The organism is Sulfitobacter sp. GN1-4 (assembly GCF_055693825.1).
The window spans coordinates 148487-170618 of sequence record NZ_JBVFUQ010000003.1 but is presented as its reverse complement, the minus strand read 5'-3'; the positions used below and the strand labels follow the sequence as shown (position 1 = coordinate 170618).

Here is a 22132-nt window from a genome sequence, read left to right as displayed (position 1 = left end):
CGCCGCTGGACTGCCTAGTGTCAGACCGACAGACGCCGAAAGGAAACCCGCCATGCACTTTGGTCTGAGCGACGAGCAAGAGATGATCGTCTCAACCGTCCGCAGCTTTGTGGAAAATGAGATCTATCCGCACGAAGCGGAGGTGGAACGCACCGGCCAGGTCCCGCATGAGCTGGGTGAAGCGATCAAGCAAAAGGTGATCGATCTGGGGTTTTACGCCTGCAACTTCCCCGAAGAGGCCGGCGGCGCGGGGCTGAGCCACATGGACTTTACGCTGGTGGAGCGGGAGCTGGGGCGCGGCTCCATGGCGCTCACGCATTTCTTTGGCCGGCCTCAGAACATCCTGATGGCGTGTAACGACGAACAGCGCGAACGCTATTTGCTGCCAGCGGTGCGCGGGGAAAAGATGGATGCGCTGGCGATGACAGAGCCTGATGCAGGGTCTGACGTGCGCGGCATGAAATGCTCCGCGGTGCGGGACGGGGGCGATTGGGTCGTGAACGGCTCCAAACACTTTATCTCGGGCGCGGAACATGCCGATTTCTTCATCGTCTTCATCGCAACCGGGGTGGATGACACCCCCAAAGGGCCCAAAAAACGCATCACCACCTTTCTGGTGGATCGTGGCACGCCTGGGTTTGAAGTGCGCGATGGCTATAATTCGGTCAGCCACAAAGGCTACAAAAACTGCATCCTCTATTTCGACAATTGCCGCCTGCCGGATGCCCAGGTGCTGGGCGAGGTGGATGGCGGTTTTGCAGTGATGAACGAATGGCTCTATGCCACGCGCCTCACGGTCGCCGCCTTTAGCGTGGGCCGGGCGCGCCGCTGTTTTGACTACGCGTTGAATTACTCAGCAGAGCGCAAGCAGTTTGGCCAGCAGATTGGCAAGTTCCAAGGCGTCAGTTTCCAGATTGCCGATATGATCACTGAGATTGACGCAGCAGATTGGCTGACGCTTGCCGCGGCTTGGCGGCTGGACCAGGGGCTGCCCGCCAACCGCGAGATTGCAAGCGCAAAGCTCTACGCCTCAGAGGCGCTTGCCCGTGTGACCGACACCACGTTGCAAATCTTTGGCGGCATGGGCCTGATGGATGATTTCCCCATCGAACGCTTTTGGCGGGACGCGCGGGTAGAACGTATTTGGGATGGAACGTCAGAGATCCAGCGCCACATCATCTCTCGTGATCTGTTGCGCCCACTGGGGGCGTGATGCGCGATCTCTCACGTCTTTTGCGCCCGAAATCCATTGCCGTCGTCGGCGGCGGGACATGGTGCGCCAATGTGATTGAACAGTGCCAGAGGTTTGGCTTTTCCGGCCCAGTTTGGCCCGTTCACCCCACGCGCGACACGGTTGCGGGCCTGCCGGCCTTTGCCAGTATCAATGATCTGCCCGCCGTTCCCGATGCGACATTCATCGGCGTGAACCGCAACGCCACGATTGAGGTGGTGGCCGCATTGGCCACAGCGGGTGCAGGGGGTGCGGTGTGCTTTGCGTCGGGCTTTGCCGAAGCGGCGGCAGAGGATGCAGAGGCAGACAACCTGCAAGACACGCTGGTCCAGGCGGCGGGCGATATGCCCATCCTTGGGCCAAACTGCTATGGTTTTGTCAACGCGCTCGACACCTCAGTGATGTGGCCTGACCAGCATGGGTGCACACCTGTTGCGCGTGGCATCGCCCTGCTGACCCAAAGCTCTAACGTTGCCATCAACCTGACCATGCAGCAGCGCGGTTTGCCCATCGCCTACGCAGTGGCCTGCGGGAACATGGCGCAAACCAGTCAGGCACAGATCGCGCGCGCCCTTTTGGATGATGACCGTGTCACCGCGATCGGTTTGCATGTCGAAGGGTTCGGCAACGTAGCGGAGTGGGAGGCGCTCGCCCGCGACGCCCATGCCAAAGGCGTGCCTCTGGTCGTGCTCAAGGCGGGTGTGTCCGAACAGGCGCGTGCAGCCACAGTTTCGCATACCGCGTCCCTTGCAGGCTCTGACGCAGGCGCGCAGGCGCTGCTGGACCGGCTGGGCATTGCGCGCGTGGCCTCTCCCGCTGTGCTGTTGGAGACGCTCAAACTGTTGCATTGCAATGGTCCGCTGGCCGGCAACCGGCTGGCCTCCATCAGCTGTTCAGGCGGAGAGGCGAGTTTGGTCGCAGACCTCGCCACGGCCCGTGATCTGCACTTCCCACCGCTGGACGGCGGGCAACAAACCGGCCTGCGTGAGGCGCTTGGGCCCATGGTCGCGCTCAGCAACCCGTTGGACTACCACACCTATATCTGGGGCGACGTGCCCCGCATGACCCAAGCATGGTCCGCCATCAGCACCCCAAGCATCGACCTGACAATGAGCATCGTGGACTATCCCACCACGGATGATCGCGCCTGGCGGTGCACGGTCGATGCCGCGCTGGCCGTACGTGCGCAGACGGGCCGCCCCTTCGCCATTGTCTCCAGCCTGTTTGAGCTGATGCCACTGCACATCGCAGCGGAGCTTATGGCAGGCGGTGTCACGCCACTGAACGGCCTTGAAGAAGCGCTTGCCGCTGCCGAGGCTGCAACGTGCATTGGCGCGCCACATGACCTGCCTGTCGCCCCCGCTCCGGCCCTGCCCCATACGCGCACCTTGACCGAAGCGCAGGCCAAAACCCGCCTTGCCCGCTGTAACATCATGATCCCGTGGAACTGCCGTTTCCGTGTAACAGAGGACGGGTTCGATGCCCTCGCGGACCCGGACAATGACCATACCGGCGATGCATTCCATGCCGATACCTATGCCATCAAAGGCGAAGGCATGGCGCATAAATCTGAGGCAGGTGCCGTGCGCCTTGGGATCGCTAAGGACAATTGGGAGGAAACCGCACGCGACATCGGAACGCCAACCGTCCTGGTTGAGGCGATGGTAACAGGTGGCGCGGCCGAACTCCTTGTCGGGATCACACGTGACCCCGCCCATGGCTTTGCGCTGACCCTTGGCGCGGGCGGCATCATGACAGAGCTTTTGCGCGATACGGCCACCCGCCTTTTGCCAGTGTCAGAGCGTGATATCCACGACGCGCTAAAATCCTTGCGCATCTATCCCCTGCTCACTGGGTTCCGCGGCAAACCCGGCGCTGCGCTTAATCAGATCGAACAGACCATCCTTGCCCTTCAGGACTATGTCCTTGCAGGCCCCGACACAGTGGGCGAGGTTGAGATCAATCCGTTGATATGTACGCCCACACACGCCGTCGCCGCCGACGCGTTGATCACAGTGAAAGATGAACCATGACCGACAGCCCCATCAAAACCCACCGCGATGGCGCGGTCTTGCAAGTCACGCTGGACCGGCCCAAAGCAAACGCAATTGACCTCGCGACCTCGCGGATCATGGGGGATGTCTTTGCCGGGTTCCGCGATGATCCAGAACTGCGGGTGGCCATCATCACCGGTGGGGGGGACAAGTTCTTTTGCCCCGGTTGGGATCTAAAAGGCGCGGCAGATGGCGACGCGGTCGATGGCGATTATGGCGTTGGCGGATTTGGTGGGCTGCAAGAACTGCGCGACATGAACAAACCCGTGATCGCCGCCGTGAATGGCATCTGCTGCGGCGGTGGGCTTGAACTGGCCCTGTCTGCTGACATGATCCTTGCCGCAGATCACGCCACTTTCGCGCTGCCCGAAATCCGCTCTGGCACAGTGGCGGATGCAGCCTCGGTTAAGCTGCCCAAACGCATCCCCTATCACATCGCAATGGAATTGCTTTTGACAGGCCGATGGTTTGACGCAGAAGAGGCGAAGGGGTGGGGATTGATCAATGAGATCACGCCGCCAGATCAGCTGATGGACCGCGCCTGGGAACTGGCGCGATTGCTCGCCTCTGGACCGCCGCTGGTTTACGCCGCGATCAAAGAAATTGTGCGCGACGCCGAAGACAGCAAATTTCAGGATGCGATGAACCGTATCACCAAACGTCAGCTGCGCACCGTGGATGTGCTTTATGCCTCCGAAGATCAGCTGGAAGGTGCCAAAGCATTCGCCGAAAAACGCGACCCTGTGTGGAAAGGGCGCTGAAGAACAGCGCGCGCGGTCCCGGTTTAGGTGTTTGACGCTTTGGCTTCTTCCTTGGGGCCGTCCGCTTCGGCGTCTGACACAAGTTCCGCTTCTTCAATGTCTTCCACTGTGGCGGGCAACGGCTCATCCTCGGCTGGGCCGACAATCAGCGGCAACATCTGCGCGGTAGAAGTCATGCCCGCATCCCCATCCGGCGTGCGTTTCCACGTCAGTGTATCAAAGCCACCGTCTGTCACCGGCACCCACTCAGGATAGGCTTTGCCATCTACTTCGCAGATCCATTGCGGGCCACGTGGCGCCGTCACGGCGCGCGCCAGCCAGCCGCGCACAACGCGGTCCTCTGCGCCCTCGCCCCGTTCGATTGCGGCCATAATCGTAAGCGACCGCACAGTCGGATCCGTCTCCACCAGATCACCCAAAGCGCGCCGCGCGGCTGGAAAATCCTCATCCGCGATGTGCAGTTCGGCGTTCAGCATCTTGGTTTCGGGGTCATCGGGCTGTGATTTGGTCAGCGCACGGAACCGCTTGACCCGTTCGCTTGGCGTTTCATCTGGCGCGATGGCGGCAAAGGCCGCTGCAAGGTCGGGATGCGGCTGCGCCGTCCAGGCTTTGGTCAGGATCCGCGCGGCATAGCGTGGCTTGCCCTTATCAATATAACCCTGCGCTGCCATCACAGCCGCTGGGATCAGATCGGGAGACAGGCGGTTGGCCTCAATCGCCGCTTCGCGGGCTGTGATGTCATTGTCGTCGTCAATCACATCCTTGGCCTCAGACAGGGCCAGCACCGCATCGCGGCGGCGGTGGACATCACGCGGCAAATGGCCGTTCTTCAACTTAGCGCTCAGCGTTTTGCGCGCCCCGCTCCAGTCGCCTTTTTCGGCCTGAAGCTGCAACAGAACGTCACTTGTTTCTGCATGCTTGGGTTTCAGCGCAAAGGCTTTCTCGGCCAGCATCAACGCAGTTTCCGTATCCCCTGCGGCCAACTTTTGCTTCATGATCCCGCGCACGCCGACAAATCGTGTCGGCTCATGCTCAACCAACTTGCGGTAGGTGGCTTCCGCCGTCTGCTTATCCCCCGCCAGTTCAGCCGCCTGAGCCGTCAGCAGGTTGGTCAACGCAGGTTTGTTCAGGTATTTGTCCGCCTTCTGCGCCTTGGCCATCGCCACGCGCCCTTCGCCCGAGGCAAGCGCCATCAGACCGTCTGCCAACGCCTCATAGCCTTTGCGTTCACGGTTGCGGTCAAAATAACGCGACAGGGCCGTTTCATCCCCATTGAGGAACCGCCAGGTGGCCACCAGCAAGGTCATCAGCTTCAACAAAATCCAAAGGGCGACCACCAGAACGATGATGCCAATCACGGACTGGAGCGGTCCAAAGCTGTACTCTGTCCCCATCACAGTGACCTGAATGCCGCCTTCGCTTTCCAGCAGAAATCCCGCGCCCCAGGCAAGGGCCGCCACCGCAGCGACGAAAACGATAATCTTAATCAAGGACCACAACATAACTTCACATTCCTCAGTTTGCCGTCAGGCGTTGAGAGAGTTCTTCAACAGCCGCCTGGGCATCTGCCCGCGCTGCAGCCTGTGCCCGCCATGCCGCTGTGGCATCTTGAGCAACCTCTGGCAGAGCTTCCATTTCGCTAAGCGCCGTTGGGATATCCCCGCCGCGCACGGCAGCTTCGGCGCGTGACAGAACAGCATCTGGGTCATCCCCTTCGCGCGGCGCGACCGAGCGCGCGCCAAGTTGCCGTCGCAAGAACCCACCCAAGCCAGCCTCACCACCGTCTCCACCAACTGCGCGGGCGGCAGCAAGGGCATCGCGCGCCACATCCGGGAAATCAGATTGCAGCGTTTGCAAAGCCGCCACGCCGTCATCAGCAGAGGCCCCAAGCGCTGGTGGAAGATCCGCAACACCGCTGGCTTCCAACTCAGCCATCGCCGCCGCATAGCTGCTGCCATCGCTGATGGCTGCCGTGATTTTGGCCAGGGCTGTTTGCGCTGCCGCTGCACGGGCAGCACTTGCGGTGGCTTCTTCGACGGTTTGTGCATTCTCCAGCAGGCGCGCAATTTCAGCGCTTTGCGTGGCAACCGAACTTTCCAGCTTTGCCAGTTCCTCCGCATAGGATGCTGACGCGCCATCATCGGTGACAATAACAGGCCGGGCTTCCAACTCGGCCAGACGTGCCTCAAGCGCTGAAAGCGTGTCTTCAAACGCAGCCAAGGTGGTTTCGATGCCGCTAAGATCCACCTCAACTGGGGCTGGCTCTGCGCTTTCAAGTTCAGCCAGACGCGCCTCTTGCGCGGTCACCGCTTGTTCCAAGTCGGCCGTATTCTCACGGCTGTTGAGCAAGTTCATTTCTGAGGCCACGAACCCCAGCACCGCAGCCACAACGCCACCCAGAACCAACGGCCAGAAACCACTGCTTTTGGGCTCCGGTTGCACAGGCGCTGGCGCTGCAGCGGGTGTTGGCTGCGCGGCAGCTGGCTTTGGCTCCGGCTTTTCAGGCGTGGCCTTGCTGTCAGGGGTCGCCTTCACAGCGTCTGAGGCAGGCTTTGTCGCGCTGTCCTTGGATTTAGCATCCTTAGCGGTAGCCGCAGGCTTTGACGCAGCAGCGCTCGCCGCTGATTTCGCGGGTTCTGCCGCCGGTTTACTCTCAGCTTTTTCGGCTGTTTTCGACGCAGGTTTGGCAGATGTTGCCTTCGCGTCCGGCTTGGAATGGGACGCCTTTGCGCCCTTCGACTCCGCGCTTTTGTCAGAAGTGGCTGCAGCCTGAGAGGCAGAAGGCGACGCCTTCGATTTCTCGGGCGTTGAGGTGTCAGTTTCTTTTAACACCTTGTCGTCCGAAGGCGCGGATTTCTTCGCCGCAGTCCCAGGTTTAGTTGTTTTAGCCACTCCGCTGACCTTTCTGATTCTGGTTGCTGACCGGATCAACCCGTCAACCTTACCTGTCAACATGCCCGTCCTTCAAGGCAAGCTATGGCCACGCAACAGTATTTCAACGCCCTGACGCATCTGATCTGCCGTGGGTGCCTGCGCGACGTGCAGGGCCGCGGTTTGCACCTTGCCGAACGGTTCGGCCGCCGCTGCGCTGATGGCCAGGACGTGGGCAGACGACAGCTGCGGGGCCGTCTGCGCAAGATGCAGCGCCGTGCGGGGGGAAAACACGGGGATAATGACTGCTTTGCTCCCCTCCAACAGCGCGCAAGCCTCCTCCGAAAGGGGCAGGAGCGCCTGTTCATAGACCACCCTAAGGGACGCAGACAGCGCGGCTTGGGACAGGCGCTCTACAATGTCGCCCCGTCTATGCGCACCGGACAGATGCACCATGTGCTGATCGGGCCTCAGCCGCACAAGATGGCTCACCAACGCGTCTGCCGTCTCAGCGATATGTCCAATTTGCCAGCCTGCACCCCCGGCCGCAGCCGCCGTGCGCGCGCCCACGCAAAAGGCCACCCGCCCACGCCCTTTTTGTGCAAAAGGCACAGCACTTGCTGAGGTAAAGATCGCCGCGTCTTTGGGCCCAATCGCCGCCTCAGACTGCAAACTACGGATTTCAATCAACGGAGACAGGCAAACATCGCGCCCCTCCAAAAGCCTGGCATCCACTGCGCCCAAGAATGCCTCAGCGCTTTGGCGTGGACGGGTCAGCAGCAGCGCAGGCGTTTCATCAGAGGTCTCAGCATTGTTTGCCATGGGAGTTGGTGTTACCTGCGGATCAACACTCTGGCAATGGAAAGCACAATGCCGCAGCCGCGCCTTTTTCTGGGACTGGAAAGCAGTTGTGATGATACAGCTGCCGCCGTTGTGCGGGTGTCTGAGGATGGCCCGGCATCGGTCTTGTCCTCCATCGTCGCCGATCAGTCCGATCTGCATGCTGCTTTTGGTGGCGTCGTCCCTGAAATTGCGGCCCGCGCGCATGCTGAAAAGCTGGATACCGCCGTAAAACAGGCTCTAACTCAGGCAGATGTGGCGCTTTGCGACATTGATGCCATCGCCGTCACCGCTGGACCTGGGCTGATTGGTGGAGTGGTTTCAGGCGTTATGTGCGCCAAGGGTCTTTCCGCCGCGACGGGCAAGCCGCTTTACGGCGTTAACCACCTCGCAGGCCATGCGCTGACGCCTCGGCTGACGGATCAGGTGCCCTATCCCTATCTGATGCTGCTTGTCTCCGGTGGGCATTGCCAATTCTTGCGGGTGGAAGGGCCGGACAGGTTTCACCGGCTGGGCGGCACAATTGACGATGCCCCGGGTGAGGCGTTTGACAAAGTAGCCCGGCTGATTGGCCTGGGCCAACCCGGCGGGCCCGCAGTTGAAAAGGCCGCGAAGACGGGCGATCCCAAGCGATTTGCCTTTCCCAGACCGCTTTTGGATCGGGCAAGCTGTGACATGTCCTTTTCAGGTCTCAAAACAGCCGTGCTACGCGCCCGGGACGGGCTGGTGACGGCCCAAGGTGGTCTGACGGTACAAGACCAATCCGATCTGGCAGCCGGGTTTCAAATCGCCGTGGCAGATGTGCTGGCGGCCAAGACACGTCGGGCATTTGAAACATATCCCCCAGATGCCACGCGAACCCTGTGCGTGGCGGGGGGCGTTGCGGCAAATCAGACCATTCGCGGTCAGTTAGAGACTGTTTCCGCGCAGAATGACGCTGCATTTATCGCACCCCCTCTTGCGCTGTGTACCGACAACGCCGCCATGATTGCCTATGCCGCAGCAGAACAATCGCATGTGCGACCGCCCGATGATCTGACCCTTTCAGCCCGCCCGCGCTGGCCCTTGGACACGTCGCAGCCCAGCATGTTGGGCAGCGGCAAAAAGGGGGCCAAGGCATGAGCATCGCTGTTTTGGGCTCCGGTGCCTTTGGCACCGCCTTGGCGATTTCGCTGGGCCGCAAGGGGCCGGTCACGCTCTGGGCACGGAACGTTGGGGATATGGCCTCCGCACGGGAAAACAAGGCGCGTTTGCCGGGGTACCCGTTCCCGCAAGGCATCAGGGTCACCGCAGATCTGAGCCAAGCGGCGCAAAGCACGATCCTTCTGGTGGCGGTTCCGACACAGCAGCTTCGGGCGTTTCTGGCTGAAAATGTGGCTCTAATAAGCACAAAAACCCTTGTCGCCTGCTGCAAGGGGATCGAAATTGGAACCGGAAAAGGCCCTGTTTCCGTGATCGCTGAGACTGTGCCAGACGCCGTTCCGGCCATCTTGACCGGTCCCAGCTTTGCCGCCGACATCGCCAAAGGTCTGCCCACTGCGCTGACGCTTGCTTGCGGCCTGCCTGATCATGGTAAGGCACTGCAATCAGCGCTCACCACGGAAAACCTGCGGATTTATCGCACCACCGACACGATTGGCGCTGAGTTGGGTGGCGCGCTGAAGAACGTTGTGGCCATTGCCTGCGGCGCTGCCATGGGCGCGGGCCTGGGCGAAAGCGCGCGGGCGGCCGTTATGACGCGCGGATTTGCGGAGATGCAACGCCTTGCCAGCCATCTGAGCGCCGATCCACGCACCTTGGCCGGGCTGTCAGGGTTTGGCGATCTGACGCTGACCTGCACCTCGACCCAGTCCCGGAACTACCGGCTGGGTCTGGCGCTGGGCCAAGGCACTGACTTTGCCGACAGCATCACCGTCGAAGGTGCTGCAACCGCGCGCGCTGTGGACCAACTTGCCCAGCGCAGCGGCCTGGATTTGCCGATCACAGCAGCGGTTGCTGCGCTTTTGGATCACCGATTGGATGTGTCTGCCGCGATGCAGACGCTGCTTACCCGACCTCTAAAGGAAGAATGACATGTTTGTAGCATTGATGGCTCATGACAAACCCGGCGCGCTTGCGATCCGGCAGGAAAACCGCCCCGCGCATCTCGAATATCTCAAATCGACGACACAGGTGGCACAGGCCGGGCCGCTGCTGGATGCAGAGGGTGCGATGATCGGGTCTTTGATCATTCTGGAGGTCGAAGACATGGCGCAAGCCGAAACCTGGGCCGCAAATGACCCCTACGCCAAGGCGGGGGTTTTTGCGTCTGTTACGCTGACCCACTGGAACAGGGTCATTGGCTGATGGCGTATTGGTTGTTCAAATCTGAGCCCAACACCTGGGGCTGGGATGATCAGGTGGCCAAAGGTGCCGCTGGTGAAGAATGGGACGGCGTGCGCAATTACCAGGCCAGGAATTTCATGCGTCAGATGAAGAAAGGCGATCTTGGTTTCTTTTATCACTCGATGAAGGAAAAGTCCGTTGTCGGCATTGTTGAGGTTATCGCAGAGGCACACCCCGACAGCACCACAGAGGATCCGCGCTGGGAATGCGTGGATATTATGGCCAAGATCCCCTTTGTAGAGCCTGTTTCCCTGGATCAGATCAAAGCCGAACCAGCGCTGGCGGATATGGTGCTGGTTAAAAGTTCGCGCTTGTCTGTGCAGCCCGTAACAGAAGCGGAATGGCAGATCATCTGCGCCATGGGCAAAACCAAACCATAGCCAGAAAGCCGTTCCCGCGTCATACTTCCCCCGTAGCCAAATGGGAGGAAGATATGAGTTTCTTGGCTGTGATCGTCGCGGCAATTGCCGGGTTTGCCTTTGGCGCGGCGTGGTACATGACCTTGCAAAAACCATGGGTCGAAGCATCCGGCATCGAAGTAGATGAAAAGGGCCAACCGGTTAATCCATCCGTCACGCCCTTCCTGATGGCGGGGGTTGCGATGATCCTGGTGGCGGGCATGATGCGGCACACCTTTGTGCTGTCCGACATTGATACGCCGATGAAAGGTCTGATATCCGGGCTTGGCATCGGGCTGTTTTTCATCAGCCCCTGGATCATGATCAACAATGGATACGGACAGCGGCCGTTCAAGCTGACCGTGATTGACAGCGGCTATGCGACCTTTGGCTGTGGCGTGATCGGGTTGGTTCTGACACTTTTCTAAAGCGGGCGGTGGTCCCGCTTAGGGACCATCACGCAACTCAAGGCCGGCTTTGAATACAGGCCGGGGTTGCGACCGAAGGCGCGAACATCCTGCGGAAAAGCTCAAATAAAAAGAGGGTCCCGGCACCCGTGCCAGAACCCTCTTCACCCCGCGTGCTCCACATCCACCACACACGTTCGAAACCTGTTCTGGCCATCCTGGCCGCAAAGGTGGGGATAGCAGATCATGCCGCACGCCCCAAGCTTTTCATGCGCGCAAGTTATCTCAAAAGCAAAGCGCCCCTCTGAACATCAGACGGGCGCATCGCAACTTGCATGGCAAAGGATCAGCCGTAAACGGCTTCTTTGCCGAAGTGCTTTGTCAGCATGTAATAGACAACCGCACGGTACTTGTTCCGCTCGGATTTGCCGTATGTTTCGATCACAGAGTTGATCGCTTCCATCAACTCAGGCCCGTCAGCCAAGCCCAGCTTCTTGATCAGGAAGTTGTTCTTGACGGTCTCAAGCTCACTTTCCTGCCCTGCGGCAACGGTTTGTGCGTCTGCATTATAAATGGACGGACCGCAACCAATGGTCACCTTTGTCAAAAGGTCCATGTCTGGCGTCATGCCGCATTTGTTTGTCAGATCGTCCGCGTATTTGGCGATCCATTCATCTCTCTTGCCCATAAGCTTTCTCCCACCTGTTGGCTGATCAGAAGGTTCTGACCTCGGACCGGAGCCTACTGGCAATTTTACTGCCGACAAAGGGAAAATTTGGCGGGCCTTTCCCCCCAAGGCGACAAGGTGCCAACAGCGCAAAAACACCACCCCCTCCGCCGGGTTGCAGTTGTGCTGGGTGCACGGGAATGCAACATACCGGCAGATCATTTGCCCCACAGGACATCCCATGAAAATCGCGATCGGCACAGACCACGCAGGCTTTGCGTATAAGGAAAAAATCAAAGAGCTGCTCTCAGACCAAGGGCATGAGGTTGAGGATTTTGGCACATTCTCTGATGCGTCATGCGACTATCCTGACTTTATCTTTCCCGTCGCCCGCGCCGTGGCCGCAGGCACCTATGAGCGTGGCATTGTTCTGGGTGGCTCTGGGAACGGAGAGGCGATGGCCGCCAACCGCGTTGCTGGTGTACGATGCTCTTTGTGCTGGAATGTGCTGTCCGCAGAAATGGCGCGCCGGCACAACGATGCCAATGTGCTGTCCTTAGGCGAACGGATGATCCCAGAGGACACCCTGGCCGATATCGTCACAACTTGGCTGACCACCCCCTATGAAGGCGGGCGCCACCAACGACGGATTGAGAAAATCGACGGCCTTTAACGAGGCACCAGGGCCAACGTGCGCGCCGGTGATCTAGAAACGCTACGTCAGTTTGCCAAAACTGGTCCTGTTGCGGAATGTTGTTCCGGTCTGCGGTATTGGCAGCCCCAAGTGATCTGCCTAGTCTTGCCCAAAGGGCGACCCCGCTGGGGAGAGCGGGTGCCCGTTGGGAGGATTTATGCAATTTGACGTTAGTAAGCTGTGACGGCGATGACATCCGATGAGGCCGTCCGCCATGTGCTGGCAAACGATCCCACCTTCGCGGTGTCGGACGTTCAAGTGCGCGGTGTGACGGTCAAAGCGTTCCAGAACATCCCCACCAGCGTGCCTGGGCTTTTGACGGCAGGGTGGGCGCGTCACGGAGACGGCCAGCTTGAATACCTTGCTTTCGGCGCGGAAAGCCTGACTTACGCCGAATTCACAGCGGAAGTGTACCGCATGGCCCACGTCCTGCAGGATGACTTTGGCCTGAAGCCCGGCGCGCGGGTGGCCGTTGCGATGCGGAATTACCCTGAGCTTTTGGCGCTGGTTCTGGCCATCTCTGCGATGGGAGGGGTCGCTGTATTCCTGAACGCCTGGTGGACCACGGAAGAGCTGCGGTATGCCCTGGAAGATAGCAAAGCGGATGTGGTTTTTGCCGATGGCCCCCGTCTGGAACGACTGCTCCCCCTGCAGGCACCCCTTGGCCTTACCCTGATCGGTGTGCGCGACGGCGAAGGGACGGTTCAACACAGCTACGCTTCGCTGCGGGATGGTGCCAGATCAGACACCGCACCCGAGGTTGCCATTGAAACCGATGATGATTTTGCAGTGATGTATTCCTCAGGCACCACGGGCCATCCCAAAGGCGTGGTGCAAACCCACCGGGGGGCCGTAAATGCTGTGTTCTCCTGGTTGTTGCAGGCCGCCATCCAGCCGCTGGTAGATCCACCCGCCCCCGGCGCGCCCGAAGCCCCGCGCCCCTCGGCGCTGGTGGTGACACCGTTGTTTCATGTCACGGCGACACACCCTCTCTTTCTGCTCAGCTTGCCTGCCGGGGCCAAGCTGACGCTGATGGACAAATGGGATGCTGAGGTGGCTGTGCGTCTGATCAAAGATCACCAGATCACGCGCTTTCTTGGAGTGCCGACGCAATCTGCCGAACTGATGCAAGCGGCCAAGCGTCTGGGTGAGACCTTGCCCAGCCTTGATTATCTGGGCGCAGGCGGGGCCAAACGGCCCGCAGCCCAGGTTGAACAACTCGCAAAGGTGTTCCCCAATGCGGGCATTGCCACGGGCTGGGGCATGACGGAAACCAATGCGCTGGGTCTGGGTCTGATCGGCGATGAATACAAAGACCGCCCCGATACCGCAGGCAAGCTGCATCCCCCTGTGCAAGAGCTGGCGATCCTGGATGACGCCGGCCAAGCGCTGCCAAATGGCACCATGGGCGAGATTGCCGTCAAAGGTCCGCAGATCATGCGGTGCTACCTCAACAAACCCGAGGCCACCGCAGAGGTGTTGCAGGACGGCTGGCTGCGCACCGGTGATCTTGGGGTGCTGGATGACGACGGTTTTGTCACCATCCTTGATCGCAAAAAGAACATCATCATCCGGGGCGGTGAAAACATCGCCTGCTTGGATGTGGAAGGTGCGCTGCACCGACACCCCGATGTGCTGGAAGCAGCGGCTTTTTCGGTCCCCGATGAACGGCTGGGAGAGGCGGTCGGCGCCGCCGTCCAAATGCGCCCCGGCGCGACGGTGGATGCCACGGATATCACCACCTTTCTGTCCCAGCACATCGCCAGTTTCAAAATTCCCGCGCATCTTTGGATGCAGTCAGATCCTCTGACGCGCGGGGCAACGGATAAGATTGACCGCCGCGCAATCCGTGCGGCCTGTTTAGAAGATGAGAAGGCCAAAGCATGACAGCAACAACAGAAGAAATCGGTGCCTATATCGCAGCCGCGGGGGCTGCGGCCTGGGACGTGCCGAACTTGCCCGAAGGCTTGGCGCACCGACCTGTCAAAAGTGTCGGCATCATCGGCGCAGGCACCATGGGCGGCGGCATTGCGATGAACTTTGCAACCGCGGGCATCCCGGTGAAAATTGTCGACGCCACCCAAGAAGGTCTGGACCGAGGGCTGGCGGTTGTGCGTGGCAATTACCAACGTTCCGCTGACAAGGGCCGCTTTCCCCAGGATGAGGTTGAGGCCAGGATGGGCCGGTTTACCGGCACCTTGTCCATCGCAGATTTGGCCGATTGCGATCTGATCATTGAAGCCGTGTTTGAAAACATGGAGCTCAAGCGCAAGATCTTTTCTGAGCTGGACGAGGTCATGAAACCTGGTGCGATCCTGGCCACGAACACCTCTGCGCTGAATATCGACGAAATCGCCGCCATGACAAAACGCCCTGCGGATGTCATTGGCCTGCATTTCTTTTCCCCGGCCAACGTGATGAAGCTGTTGGAAATCGTCCGCGCCAAACATACCGCCGATGATGTTGTCGCAACCTGCATGGCGCTGGCCAAAGACATCAACAAAGTCGCCGCTTTGGTCGGGGTATGCCCCGGATTTGTGGGCAACCGCATGTTATTTGCCAGGCAGGATCAGGCGGGCAAACTGCTGCGGCAGGGGGTGATGCCTTGGGACGTGGACGCGGCCTTTAACGCTTTTGGTCACAAGATGGGGCCGTTCCAGATGATGGATCTGGCCGGGCTTGATATCGGTTGGTCAAAGGGCGCGAAAACGAACGATCCGGTTCGGGATGCGCTTTGCGAAATGGACCGGCGCGGGCAGAAGACCAAGGCGGGGTATTACGATTATGACGATGCCCGCAAACCGATCCCTTCAGACATAACCGCTGGCATCATCAAAGACATCACCGGTGCCAAACCTACGACGATGAGCGCGGATGAGATCATTGAGATCTGCATCTATCCCATGATCAACGAGGCGGTGAAAATCCTCGAAGAAAACAAGGCCCAGCGCCCCTCTGACGTCGATGTGGTCTGGCTGAACGGATACGGCTGGCCTGCCGACAAAGGCGGGCCGATGTTCTATGGCGATATGGTTGGCGCCAAGGCCGTGCTGAACCGGATGGAAAAACTGGGCGCAGAGGATGCCAAATTCGCGCCAGCTGACACCCTGCGGGCCCTGGCCGCGTCGGGTGGCAAATTCACTGAGATTGATACCGGAGGGCTGAAAGTATGAGCTACGAATTCATCACCGCAGAGAAAAAGGGCCACATCCTTGTGGTCACCATGAACCGGCCAGAGGTCTACAACGCGGTGCATGTGGATATGCACAACGAAATGTCCGATTGCTGGGATGACTTTGCCGCAGACCAGGACCTGTGGGTCGCGGTGCTGACGGGTGCGGGCGACAAGGCGTTCAGCGCGGGCAATGATCTCAAGGCAACGGCATCCGGCGCGACGCCCAAGCGCCCCATGCCAGAGACTGGTTTCGCGGGGCTGTCTTCCCGGTTTGACCTCAACAAACCCATCATTGCGGCGGTCAATGGATTTGCCATGGGCGGCGGGTTTGAAACCGCACTGTCCTGCGACATCATCCTGGCCTCTGAGAATGCAAAGTTTGCGCTGCCAGAGGTGAAGGTGGGCTTTTTCGCCGCCGCCTCAGGCGTGCAGCGCTTGTCGCGCTATATCGGGCGGTTGGCCGCCCAAGAGCTGATCTATACCGGACGCACGTTTTCAGCTGCAGAGGCGTTGGAGCTGGGCTGCGTCACATCCGTGCACCCGCATGACGCGCTGATGGACAAAGCAATGGCCAAGGCCGAAGAACTGTGCGCTGTGTCCCCTTCAGCGGTCAAAGCCTCCAAACGCGTGCTGAATGACATGTATCTGCGCGATGGCATGGCCGAAAGCGTGGGCTTTTCGCGCGAGGTTCTCGATGACCTGCGCAAAACCGAAGACTTTAGTGAGGGCGTGAACGCCTTTGTCGAAAAACGTGCGCCCCAATGGGTGAACAAGTAAAGGAAGCTGTAAAAGATGTCTGACATACAACCGCTCGAACTCAATAACCTTGAGATGTCGGAGAAGTCCAAGCCGCTTCTCAACGCCGTCATCAAACATGTCCGCGAAAACGTGGACCCAATCAGTGATGAATTCCACGCCCTGGGCGCGGCACAAGAAGACCGTTGGTCTTATCACCCGCGCCAGTTGGAATTGCTGGAAGGCGCCAAACAAAAGGCCCGCGAATCCGGTCTGTGGAACTTTTTCCTGCCCAATGCGGAAACGGGGGAGGGGCTTGCAAACCTCGATTACGCCTATATCGCCGCTGAGCTTGGCAAAAACCCCCTGGCATCTGAAACGCTGAACTGTTCCGCCCCGGACACCGGCAACATGGAGGTGCTGGAACGCATCGGCACCCCTGAGCAGAAAGAGCAATGGCTCAAACCCCTGCTGGCGGGTGAGATCCGCTCTGCCTTTGCCATGACAGAGCCTGACAAAGCCTCATCTGACGCCAAGAACATCGGCATGACAGCGGTGCTGGAAAACGGCGAATGGGTCATGAACGGTGAGAAATACTATATCTCAGGCGCGGGCGATCCGCGCTGCAAGATCATGATCGTCATGGTCAAAACCTCACCCGATGCCGAACCCTTCCGCCAGCAAAGCCAGATCCTGGTGCCGATGGACACCCCTGGCGTCGAAATCCTGGGGCCAATGCATGTCTTTGGCCATGATGATGCACCGCACGGGCATATGCACATCCGCTTCACAAACGTGCGCGTCCCTGAAAGCAACATCCTCTGGGGTGAGGGCAAAGGCTTTGAAATCAGCCAGGTGCGCCTGGGGCCTGGCCGCATCCACCACTGCATGCGCTCCATCGGGCAGGCGGAAAAGGCGCTTGATCTGATGATCGAACGCGGCCTGTCGCGCGTGGCCTTTGGCAAAAAGATCGTGGATCTGGGTAAGAACATGGAAACGATCAGCCGCGCCAAGATTGAGATTGAATCCATGCGTTTGCTGGTGCTCAAAGCGGCCAAGGCGATGGACGTGCTGGGCAACAAAGAAGCCCGCATTTGGGTGTCGATGATCAAGGCCAAGGTGCCAGAGCAGGTCTGCGACATCATCGATCAGGCCATGCAGGTCCATGGTGCCACAGGCATTTCGCAGTGGTCCCCGCTGTCTGGGATGTACGCCCAGCAACGCACCCTGCGCTATGCGGATGGCCCGGATGAGGTGCACCACCACGTCATCGCCCGCAATGAGGTCAACGTCTACAAAGCCAGCAATGAACGCCAGGCCGCAGCCAAGGCAGAGATCCTGACAAAGCCCGTTGGCGGGTTCATGGGGTAGCCACAAGATGGAGATCAAGGACAAGATCTGCGTCATCACGGGGGCGGCCAGTGGTATTGGCCGCGCCCTGTGCATTGCGTTTCATGATGCAGGGGCCAAACATGTCATCTGCGTTGACCGCAACGGCGAAGGTGCCTTTGCCACGGCGCAAACCGTGGGCGGGACGGCCTATGCGGTAGATGTCTCTAACGAAACGCAGATCACCGATATGATCGACAGCGTGGAGCAAACCATCGGTCCCATTGATCTGTTCTGGTCCAACGCCGGGATCGCCGTTGGCGGCGGCATGGAAACCCCAAACGACGATTGGCAGCGCGTCTGGGACGTCAATGTGATGTCCCATGTCTGGGCCGCCCGCCATCTGGTGCCGTTGATGGCGGCGCGGGGCGGTGGCTATCTGTTGAACACTGCGTCAGCGGCCGGATTGCTGAACCAGATCGGCTCTGCCTCTTATGGGGTCAGCAAACATGCCGCCGTGGGACTGGCGGAGTGGATCGCGATGACGCATGGGGATCAGGGCATCAAAGTATCCGTGCTTTGCCCTCAGGCCGTGCGCACCGAAATGACCCGCGGACACGAAGACCACGTGGCCGCCATTGACGGCATGTTAGAGCCTGAGCCCGTCGCCCAGATGTGCATCGACGCCATCCGCGAGGAAACGTTCCTGATCCTGCCCCACCCTCAGGTGCTGGATTACATGCGGCACAAAACAGCAGATTATGACCGCTGGATCGCTGGGATGCGCAAACTGAACCGCCAGTTTGACCCGCTACCGGACTGAACAAAGCCAAAGCGCCGCCGAAAAAGCGGCCTCAACCACACTTTGAAAGGGAGGAGCCAATTATGATCGGTTATGTGACCATCGGCACCAATGACATTGAGCGTTCCAAGGCGTTCTATACGGACCTGTTTGCAGAAAAAGGTGCCAAGATCATCACCGACCTGGGGCGCATCGCCTTTATCTCAGTTGCGCGGGATCAGCCCATGCTGGCCGTGTGCAAACCCTATGATGAAGGTGATCCGCATCCCGGCAACGGCACGATGATTGCCTTCACCGCCAAAAGCAAAGAAGACGCCGACACCATGCATGCCCGCGCGCTGGAACTTGGTGGATCAGACGAAGGGGCCCCCGGCCAGCGCATCCCGGATCGGTTTTATGGCGCATATGCGCGCGACCCGGATGGCAACAAGATCTGCTTTTTCGTCTTTGGATGATGCCTTGCGGTGGTGGCGCTAATCTGCGCAACTAGGCTCAGATATCGCTCCGCTCCCGCTGTTTCATGTACCGACTGACACTCATTCTGGTTGCCCTTATCGGCCTTATTGCCTGCACACCGCGGGGTGATATCGGCTATGCTCAGCCAGATGCCCAAAGCACGGTGCACGATATTTGGGTGGCAAAGTTTCGCGCCACCCAACCGCCGAGTGACGGTCAACGCCTGCCCCCACGGCCAGACAAAATAACCTTCGAACGCTACGATGTCGCTGTGCCGCCCACCCATCAAACCGGACAGATTGAATGGCCGGATGGTGCCGCTGTGGCGCGCACCGATTTTGTCACCGTGGGGTCCGATACCTTTGGCTCAGCGCAGCAGTTTGCGCGCCAGGTCGCGCGCGCCGATACGGCGCGGACCGGCACCACGATGCTTTTTGTGCACGGGTATAACTACACCCACGGCGAAGCGGTCTATCAGATGGCGCAAATCGCCCATGACTTTGATGTCCCTTCGCCCACTGTCTTGTTTTCATGGCCATCCGCCAGCACGCCGCAGGGATACCTTTATGATCGGGACAGCGTGCTGATCTCACGCGATCAATTGGAGCAGGTGATCATTGCCCTGACCCGTGAGCCTGGGCGCAAGATTGAGATTTTGGCCCATTCCATGGGCAGCTTTCTGGTGATGGAAACGCTCCGCCAGATCGAAATCTCAGGTTCAGTGGACGTCGGCCAAAAAATCGCGGGCCTTTTCATGGTCTCGCCCGACATAGATGGGGAGCTGTTTTATACCCAGGCTTCCCGGATCAAGACCTTGCCTACCAACACAGCAATCCTCGCAGCTGAGCAAGATCGCGCGCTGCGCCTTGCAGCGCTTTTGACGGGGCGCACCAACAGGTTAGGGTCTGAGACAGACCGCAAAGCGGTCAAAGATCTGCCCGTTATTGTGATAGATACCAGTGATCTGTCCACCGGCGGCAGCAGCCATAACGTGCCTTTCACCTCACCCGATGCGATTGCGATCCTGAAACGGCTTGGGCAAGGCCAAGGGCCGCCGCCCGGCGTGCGCCGCTTTGATGGTGTGGTCAATCTGGCTGGGTTCAGGTGAGCGCGGCCCGCTCAGCCCTTAGGCTTTAGGCTTTAGGCTTCAACGGCCGCATCAACCCTTCTTGCGCCACGCTGGCCACCAATTGGCCATCCTGCGCATAAATCGCGCCCCTGTTAAATCCGCGCGCGCCCCCGGTCCACGGGGCGTCCAGATCATAAAGATGCCAATCCGAAAACTCGATAGGCGCGTGAAACCACATCGCGTGATCAAGGCTTGCTGTCATGACCTTGCCCTGAAACCAGGTCAGCCCGTGTGGCCGCAACGATGAGCCCAGCAAGTTCATGTCAGACGCATAAGCCAGCAGACAATGCTGCATCTCGGGGCTTTGCCCCCGTGCGGCCTCCATGCGGAACCAAAGCTGGTTGTCGTCACTGGCCACCTCAGGATCAAAGAAATCACGCGGCGCAACTTCACGCAGCTCAATGGGGCGCTTACGCATGAAATCTGCGCGGTGCTTTTCGGGAAAACGATCGGCATGCTGGGCGCGCAGCTCTTCGCGGTTTGGCCACTCCTCAGGTTTGCCCACATCCTTCATCGGGTGCTGATATTCCCAGCCGTCCTCTTGCACATGAAACGACGCGGACATGTTGAAGATTTGTTTGCCATGCTGAATGGCCACAACGCGGCGGGTGGTGAAACTGCCCCCGTCTCGGGCGCGGTCGACCTGATAGATCACCGGGATGGCAGGATCACCGGGCCGGATGAAATAGGCATGCAGCGAATGGCACAGCCGCCCCTCAACCGTGCGGTAGGCGGCCATCAGCGCCTGGGCAATCACATGCCCCCCGAAAATCCGGGTTGAGGTTTCACCGCCGCCGCCCACGCCACGGAACAGATCCACTTCAAGTTGTTCAATATCGAGCAGGTTCAGCAGTTCTTCGGCAGGGGTCATTCCGATCCTCTTTCTTGAGGTTTAGGGCCACAGGCAGGTGGCTATGCGGCGTTCATCACATCAATGCGCCGTGCACAAGCGCCTTCAACTGCGGGCGCCCAGGATAGGATGAGCTGGGGGACAATTGGGTAAAAAACACCACGCTTAACGCTTGGGCAGGATCCACCCAGAAAAAGGTCGACGCCATGCCGCCCCATGAAAAATCGCCTACAGATCCGGGGCAGCGGGCCCGGCCCGGATCCAGCACCACCGCTCCGCCAATGCCGAACCCCATGCCTTCCATCGGTTGTTCGGCAAAGCTTTGCGGTCCCATTGAGGCGATGTCACCGGGCAGATGATTGCGCATCATGAAGCGCAGAGTTGCGGGCGACAGAAGGCCTTTGCCACCGGTGCGCAGCATCTCAGCAAACTTGGCGTAATCATCAATTGTACCCACAAGCCCGCCACCGCCTGAATGCATCGTCGCAGTCAGATAAGGCGACTGGGACGGATGATCTGCCAGGCGCAATGTCTCCCCGTCTTCTTTAGGCGCATTGAGGTTCATGGGGTCGCCATCCAGCGGAGTATAAAGCGTGGCAAAACGATCAACGGCCCAGGGCGGCACGGCAAAGCGCGTCTCAGACATGCCAAGCGGATCAAAGATTTCCGAGATCAGGAAGTTTTCCAGCGTCTGGCCCGATACAACCTCAATCACCCGGCCAATAACATCAATGCCGACCGAATATTCCCAACGCTGCCCCGGCTGAAAGGCAAGCGGCAAAGCGGCCAACTGATCGGTCATCGCGGCCAGGCTCGGGTCTTTGGGCCCGAACACCAATTCCGGCTTCTGCATCGCCTGGCCCAGCACACCGGGGTTGAACGGATAACTCAAGCCCGACGTATGGGTCAGCAGCTGATGCAAGTTTGGTGTCGGCGCGCGTTCCGTTTGCGAAATATCCGTGGCACCCGGGACCAACGCATGACAATCGGCAAAGGCGGGAATGAACTCTGACACCGGCGCTTCCAAATGAAACAGCCCTTTTTCGGCCAGCATCATCAGAGCGACAGAGGTAATTGGCTTGGTCATGGAGTAAATGCGCGCAACCGTATCCCGTTCCCATGACAGCCCTTCCGCTACATCCCGCAGGCCGTGCTGGCCGTAATACGCCTCAGCTCCGTCTTGCAAAATCAACGTGGAACAGCCAGCAAAGCGGCGCCGATCAACATAGCTTTGCATCCAGGTGTCGATGCGGGACAAACGTTCAGGATCTAGACGGGCCATGGCAGGGCTCCTGTAAGGGACTTGGTCAATGGAACGCGGGATCACTGATGAGGTCAAGCAATCCGG

General features: G+C 59.4%; 23 protein-coding genes. 17 read left to right on the top strand and 6 right to left on the bottom strand.

Features of this window, described 5'->3' with window-relative positions:
* Positions 1-52: 52 nt before the first annotated feature.
* From ACZ1HM_RS01475 to ACZ1HM_RS01465, 3 genes are read left to right on the top strand one after another with little or no spacing between them, the layout of a single operon-like run.
* Entirely contained in the window at positions 53-1213 is a 1161-nt protein-coding gene (locus ACZ1HM_RS01475) for an acyl-CoA dehydrogenase family protein (RefSeq protein ID WP_472740806.1), read from the top strand.
* The gene (locus ACZ1HM_RS01470) at positions 1213-3264 is read left to right on the top strand and encodes an acetate--CoA ligase family protein (protein WP_472740804.1); all 2052 of its coding nucleotides are present in this window, start codon (positions 1213-1215) and stop codon (positions 3262-3264) included. The genes ACZ1HM_RS01475 and ACZ1HM_RS01470 overlap by 1 nt, the downstream gene beginning before the upstream one ends.
* On the top strand, positions 3261-4046 hold the full coding sequence (locus tag ACZ1HM_RS01465; RefSeq protein WP_472740802.1) for a carnitinyl-CoA dehydratase: 786 nt from the start codon (positions 3261-3263) through the stop codon (positions 4044-4046). Before ACZ1HM_RS01470 ends, ACZ1HM_RS01465 begins: the two co-directional genes overlap by 4 nt.
* Positions 4047-4069: 23 nt before the next feature.
* Here ACZ1HM_RS01465 and ACZ1HM_RS01460 read toward each other — a convergent pair whose 3' ends face one another.
* Positions 4070-5548, bottom strand: coding sequence for a heme biosynthesis HemY N-terminal domain-containing protein (locus ACZ1HM_RS01460; RefSeq protein ID WP_472740801.1), 1479 nt, complete (start codon positions 5546-5548; stop codon positions 4070-4072).
* Positions 5549-5561: 13 nt separating this feature from the next.
* Positions 5562-6401 carry a COG4223 family protein gene (locus tag ACZ1HM_RS01455; protein ID WP_472740799.1) on the bottom strand — a complete coding sequence of 280 codons (840 nt, stop codon included), beginning with the start codon at positions 6399-6401 and terminating at the stop codon, positions 5562-5564.
* Between ACZ1HM_RS01455 and ACZ1HM_RS01450 the strand changes: the two genes are divergently transcribed.
* Positions 6388-6819 (top strand): hypothetical protein, encoded by a 432-nt coding sequence (locus tag ACZ1HM_RS01450; protein ID WP_472740798.1) that lies wholly within the window; start codon positions 6388-6390, stop codon positions 6817-6819. The genes ACZ1HM_RS01455 and ACZ1HM_RS01450 overlap by 14 nt on opposite strands.
* A 191-nt stretch (positions 6820-7010) precedes the next feature.
* Here the strand turns inward: ACZ1HM_RS01450 and ACZ1HM_RS01445 are convergent, their stop codons facing one another.
* The gene (locus ACZ1HM_RS01445; RefSeq protein WP_472740797.1) at positions 7011-7739 is read right to left on the bottom strand and encodes a uroporphyrinogen-III synthase; all 729 of its coding nucleotides are present in this window, start codon (positions 7737-7739) and stop codon (positions 7011-7013) included.
* A gap of 48 nt (positions 7740-7787) precedes the next feature.
* Here ACZ1HM_RS01445 and tsaD point away from each other — a divergent pair, with 48 nt between their 5' ends.
* The 5 genes from tsaD to ACZ1HM_RS01420 are packed head-to-tail and all read left to right on the top strand — an operon-like array spanning position 7788 to position 10968.
* The gene (tsaD, locus tag ACZ1HM_RS01440; RefSeq protein WP_472740796.1) at positions 7788-8879 is read left to right on the top strand and encodes a tRNA (adenosine(37)-N6)-threonylcarbamoyltransferase complex transferase subunit TsaD; all 1092 of its coding nucleotides are present in this window, start codon (positions 7788-7790) and stop codon (positions 8877-8879) included.
* Positions 8876-9829: an NAD(P)H-dependent glycerol-3-phosphate dehydrogenase gene (locus ACZ1HM_RS01435; protein ID WP_472740794.1), complete on the top strand. Its 954-nt coding sequence runs from the start codon at positions 8876-8878 to the stop codon at positions 9827-9829. Before tsaD ends, ACZ1HM_RS01435 begins: the two co-directional genes overlap by 4 nt.
* A 1-nt stretch (position 9830) precedes the next feature.
* Positions 9831-10103, top strand: a complete 273-nt coding sequence (locus tag ACZ1HM_RS01430) for a YciI family protein (RefSeq protein ID WP_472740793.1) — start codon at positions 9831-9833, stop codon at positions 10101-10103.
* Positions 10103-10522: an EVE domain-containing protein gene (locus ACZ1HM_RS01425; protein WP_472740791.1), complete on the top strand. Its 420-nt coding sequence runs from the start codon at positions 10103-10105 to the stop codon at positions 10520-10522. The genes ACZ1HM_RS01430 and ACZ1HM_RS01425 overlap by 1 nt, the downstream gene beginning before the upstream one ends.
* 53 nt (positions 10523-10575) lie before the next feature.
* A complete protein-coding gene (locus tag ACZ1HM_RS01420; RefSeq protein WP_472740789.1) occupies positions 10576-10968 on the top strand; it encodes a DUF1761 domain-containing protein in 393 nt (130 codons plus the stop codon).
* A gap of 325 nt (positions 10969-11293) precedes the next feature.
* On the opposite strand, the gene ACZ1HM_RS01415 is transcribed toward ACZ1HM_RS01420, so the two are convergent.
* Positions 11294-11635, bottom strand: a complete 342-nt coding sequence (locus ACZ1HM_RS01415; protein ID WP_472740787.1) for a DUF2853 family protein — start codon at positions 11633-11635, stop codon at positions 11294-11296.
* Between the two features lie 220 nt (positions 11636-11855).
* Between ACZ1HM_RS01415 and rpiB the strand changes: the two genes are divergently transcribed.
* From rpiB to ACZ1HM_RS01375, 8 genes are all read left to right on the top strand, one after another.
* Positions 11856-12287, top strand: coding sequence for a ribose 5-phosphate isomerase B (gene rpiB, locus ACZ1HM_RS01410; protein ID WP_472740785.1), 432 nt, complete (start codon positions 11856-11858; stop codon positions 12285-12287).
* A gap of 210 nt (positions 12288-12497) precedes the next feature.
* Complete coding sequence (locus tag ACZ1HM_RS01405; protein ID WP_472740783.1) at positions 12498-14195, top strand: class I adenylate-forming enzyme family protein; 1698 nt, start codon at positions 12498-12500, stop codon at positions 14193-14195.
* Positions 14192-15481: a 3-hydroxyacyl-CoA dehydrogenase gene (locus tag ACZ1HM_RS01400; protein WP_472740781.1), complete on the top strand. Its 1290-nt coding sequence runs from the start codon at positions 14192-14194 to the stop codon at positions 15479-15481. Before ACZ1HM_RS01405 ends, ACZ1HM_RS01400 begins: the two co-directional genes overlap by 4 nt.
* On the top strand, positions 15478-16260 hold the full coding sequence (locus ACZ1HM_RS01395) for an enoyl-CoA hydratase-related protein (protein WP_472740779.1): 783 nt from the start codon (positions 15478-15480) through the stop codon (positions 16258-16260). Before ACZ1HM_RS01400 ends, ACZ1HM_RS01395 begins: the two co-directional genes overlap by 4 nt.
* 15 nt (positions 16261-16275) lie before the next feature.
* Positions 16276-17589 (top strand): acyl-CoA dehydrogenase family protein, encoded by a 1314-nt coding sequence (locus ACZ1HM_RS01390; RefSeq protein WP_472740777.1) that lies wholly within the window; start codon positions 16276-16278, stop codon positions 17587-17589.
* A gap of 7 nt (positions 17590-17596) precedes the next feature.
* The gene (locus ACZ1HM_RS01385) at positions 17597-18370 is read left to right on the top strand and encodes an SDR family oxidoreductase (RefSeq protein ID WP_472740776.1); all 774 of its coding nucleotides are present in this window, start codon (positions 17597-17599) and stop codon (positions 18368-18370) included.
* A 62-nt stretch (positions 18371-18432) separates the two neighbouring features.
* A complete protein-coding gene (locus ACZ1HM_RS01380) occupies positions 18433-18804 on the top strand; it encodes a VOC family protein (RefSeq protein WP_472740774.1) in 372 nt (123 codons plus the stop codon).
* A gap of 65 nt (positions 18805-18869) precedes the next feature.
* On the top strand, positions 18870-19913 hold the full coding sequence (locus tag ACZ1HM_RS01375; RefSeq protein WP_472740772.1) for an alpha/beta hydrolase: 1044 nt from the start codon (positions 18870-18872) through the stop codon (positions 19911-19913).
* Between the two features lie 25 nt (positions 19914-19938).
* On the opposite strand, the gene ACZ1HM_RS01370 is transcribed toward ACZ1HM_RS01375, so the two are convergent.
* Entirely contained in the window at positions 19939-20805 is an 867-nt protein-coding gene (locus tag ACZ1HM_RS01370) for an acyl-CoA thioesterase (protein ID WP_472740771.1), read from the bottom strand.
* Between the two features lie 55 nt (positions 20806-20860).
* Positions 20861-22066: a serine hydrolase domain-containing protein gene (locus tag ACZ1HM_RS01365; protein WP_472740769.1), complete on the bottom strand. Its 1206-nt coding sequence runs from the start codon at positions 22064-22066 to the stop codon at positions 20861-20863.
* Positions 22067-22132: the final 66 nt, after the last annotated feature.

What these genes read in the sequence shown, in the direction of transcription:
- ACZ1HM_RS01475 (WP_472740806.1), top strand. Translation starts at nt 53, where the DNA reads ATGCACTTTGGTCTGAGCGACGAGCAAGAGATGATCGTCTCAACCGTC.
- ACZ1HM_RS01470 (WP_472740804.1), top strand. Translation starts at nt 1,213, where the DNA reads ATGCGCGATCTCTCACGTCTTTTGCGCCCGAAATCCATTGCCGTCGTC.
- ACZ1HM_RS01465 (WP_472740802.1), top strand. Translation starts at nt 3,261, where the DNA reads ATGACCGACAGCCCCATCAAAACCCACCGCGATGGCGCGGTCTTGCAA.
- ACZ1HM_RS01460 (WP_472740801.1), bottom strand. Translation starts at nt 5,548, where the DNA reads ATGTTGTGGTCCTTGATTAAGATTATCGTTTTCGTCGCTGCGGTGGCG.
- ACZ1HM_RS01455 (WP_472740799.1), bottom strand. Translation starts at nt 6,401, where the DNA reads ATGAACTTGCTCAACAGCCGTGAGAATACGGCCGACTTGGAACAAGCG.
- ACZ1HM_RS01445 (WP_472740797.1), bottom strand. Translation starts at nt 7,739, where the DNA reads ATGGCAAACAATGCTGAGACCTCTGATGAAACGCCTGCGCTGCTGCTG.
- tsaD (WP_472740796.1), top strand. Translation starts at nt 7,788, where the DNA reads ATGCCGCAGCCGCGCCTTTTTCTGGGACTGGAAAGCAGTTGTGATGAT.
- ACZ1HM_RS01435 (WP_472740794.1), top strand. Translation starts at nt 8,876, where the DNA reads ATGAGCATCGCTGTTTTGGGCTCCGGTGCCTTTGGCACCGCCTTGGCG.
- ACZ1HM_RS01430 (WP_472740793.1), top strand. Translation starts at nt 9,831, where the DNA reads ATGTTTGTAGCATTGATGGCTCATGACAAACCCGGCGCGCTTGCGATC.
- ACZ1HM_RS01425 (WP_472740791.1), top strand. Translation starts at nt 10,103, where the DNA reads ATGGCGTATTGGTTGTTCAAATCTGAGCCCAACACCTGGGGCTGGGAT.
- ACZ1HM_RS01420 (WP_472740789.1), top strand. Translation starts at nt 10,576, where the DNA reads ATGAGTTTCTTGGCTGTGATCGTCGCGGCAATTGCCGGGTTTGCCTTT.
- ACZ1HM_RS01415 (WP_472740787.1), bottom strand. Translation starts at nt 11,635, where the DNA reads ATGGGCAAGAGAGATGAATGGATCGCCAAATACGCGGACGATCTGACA.
- rpiB (WP_472740785.1), top strand. Translation starts at nt 11,856, where the DNA reads ATGAAAATCGCGATCGGCACAGACCACGCAGGCTTTGCGTATAAGGAA.
- ACZ1HM_RS01405 (WP_472740783.1), top strand. Translation starts at nt 12,498, where the DNA reads ATGACATCCGATGAGGCCGTCCGCCATGTGCTGGCAAACGATCCCACC.
- ACZ1HM_RS01400 (WP_472740781.1), top strand. Translation starts at nt 14,192, where the DNA reads ATGACAGCAACAACAGAAGAAATCGGTGCCTATATCGCAGCCGCGGGG.
- ACZ1HM_RS01395 (WP_472740779.1), top strand. Translation starts at nt 15,478, where the DNA reads ATGAGCTACGAATTCATCACCGCAGAGAAAAAGGGCCACATCCTTGTG.
- ACZ1HM_RS01390 (WP_472740777.1), top strand. Translation starts at nt 16,276, where the DNA reads ATGTCTGACATACAACCGCTCGAACTCAATAACCTTGAGATGTCGGAG.
- ACZ1HM_RS01385 (WP_472740776.1), top strand. Translation starts at nt 17,597, where the DNA reads ATGGAGATCAAGGACAAGATCTGCGTCATCACGGGGGCGGCCAGTGGT.
- ACZ1HM_RS01380 (WP_472740774.1), top strand. Translation starts at nt 18,433, where the DNA reads ATGATCGGTTATGTGACCATCGGCACCAATGACATTGAGCGTTCCAAG.
- ACZ1HM_RS01375 (WP_472740772.1), top strand. Translation starts at nt 18,870, where the DNA reads ATGTACCGACTGACACTCATTCTGGTTGCCCTTATCGGCCTTATTGCC.
- ACZ1HM_RS01370 (WP_472740771.1), bottom strand. Translation starts at nt 20,805, where the DNA reads ATGACCCCTGCCGAAGAACTGCTGAACCTGCTCGATATTGAACAACTT.
- ACZ1HM_RS01365 (WP_472740769.1), bottom strand. Translation starts at nt 22,066, where the DNA reads ATGGCCCGTCTAGATCCTGAACGTTTGTCCCGCATCGACACCTGGATG.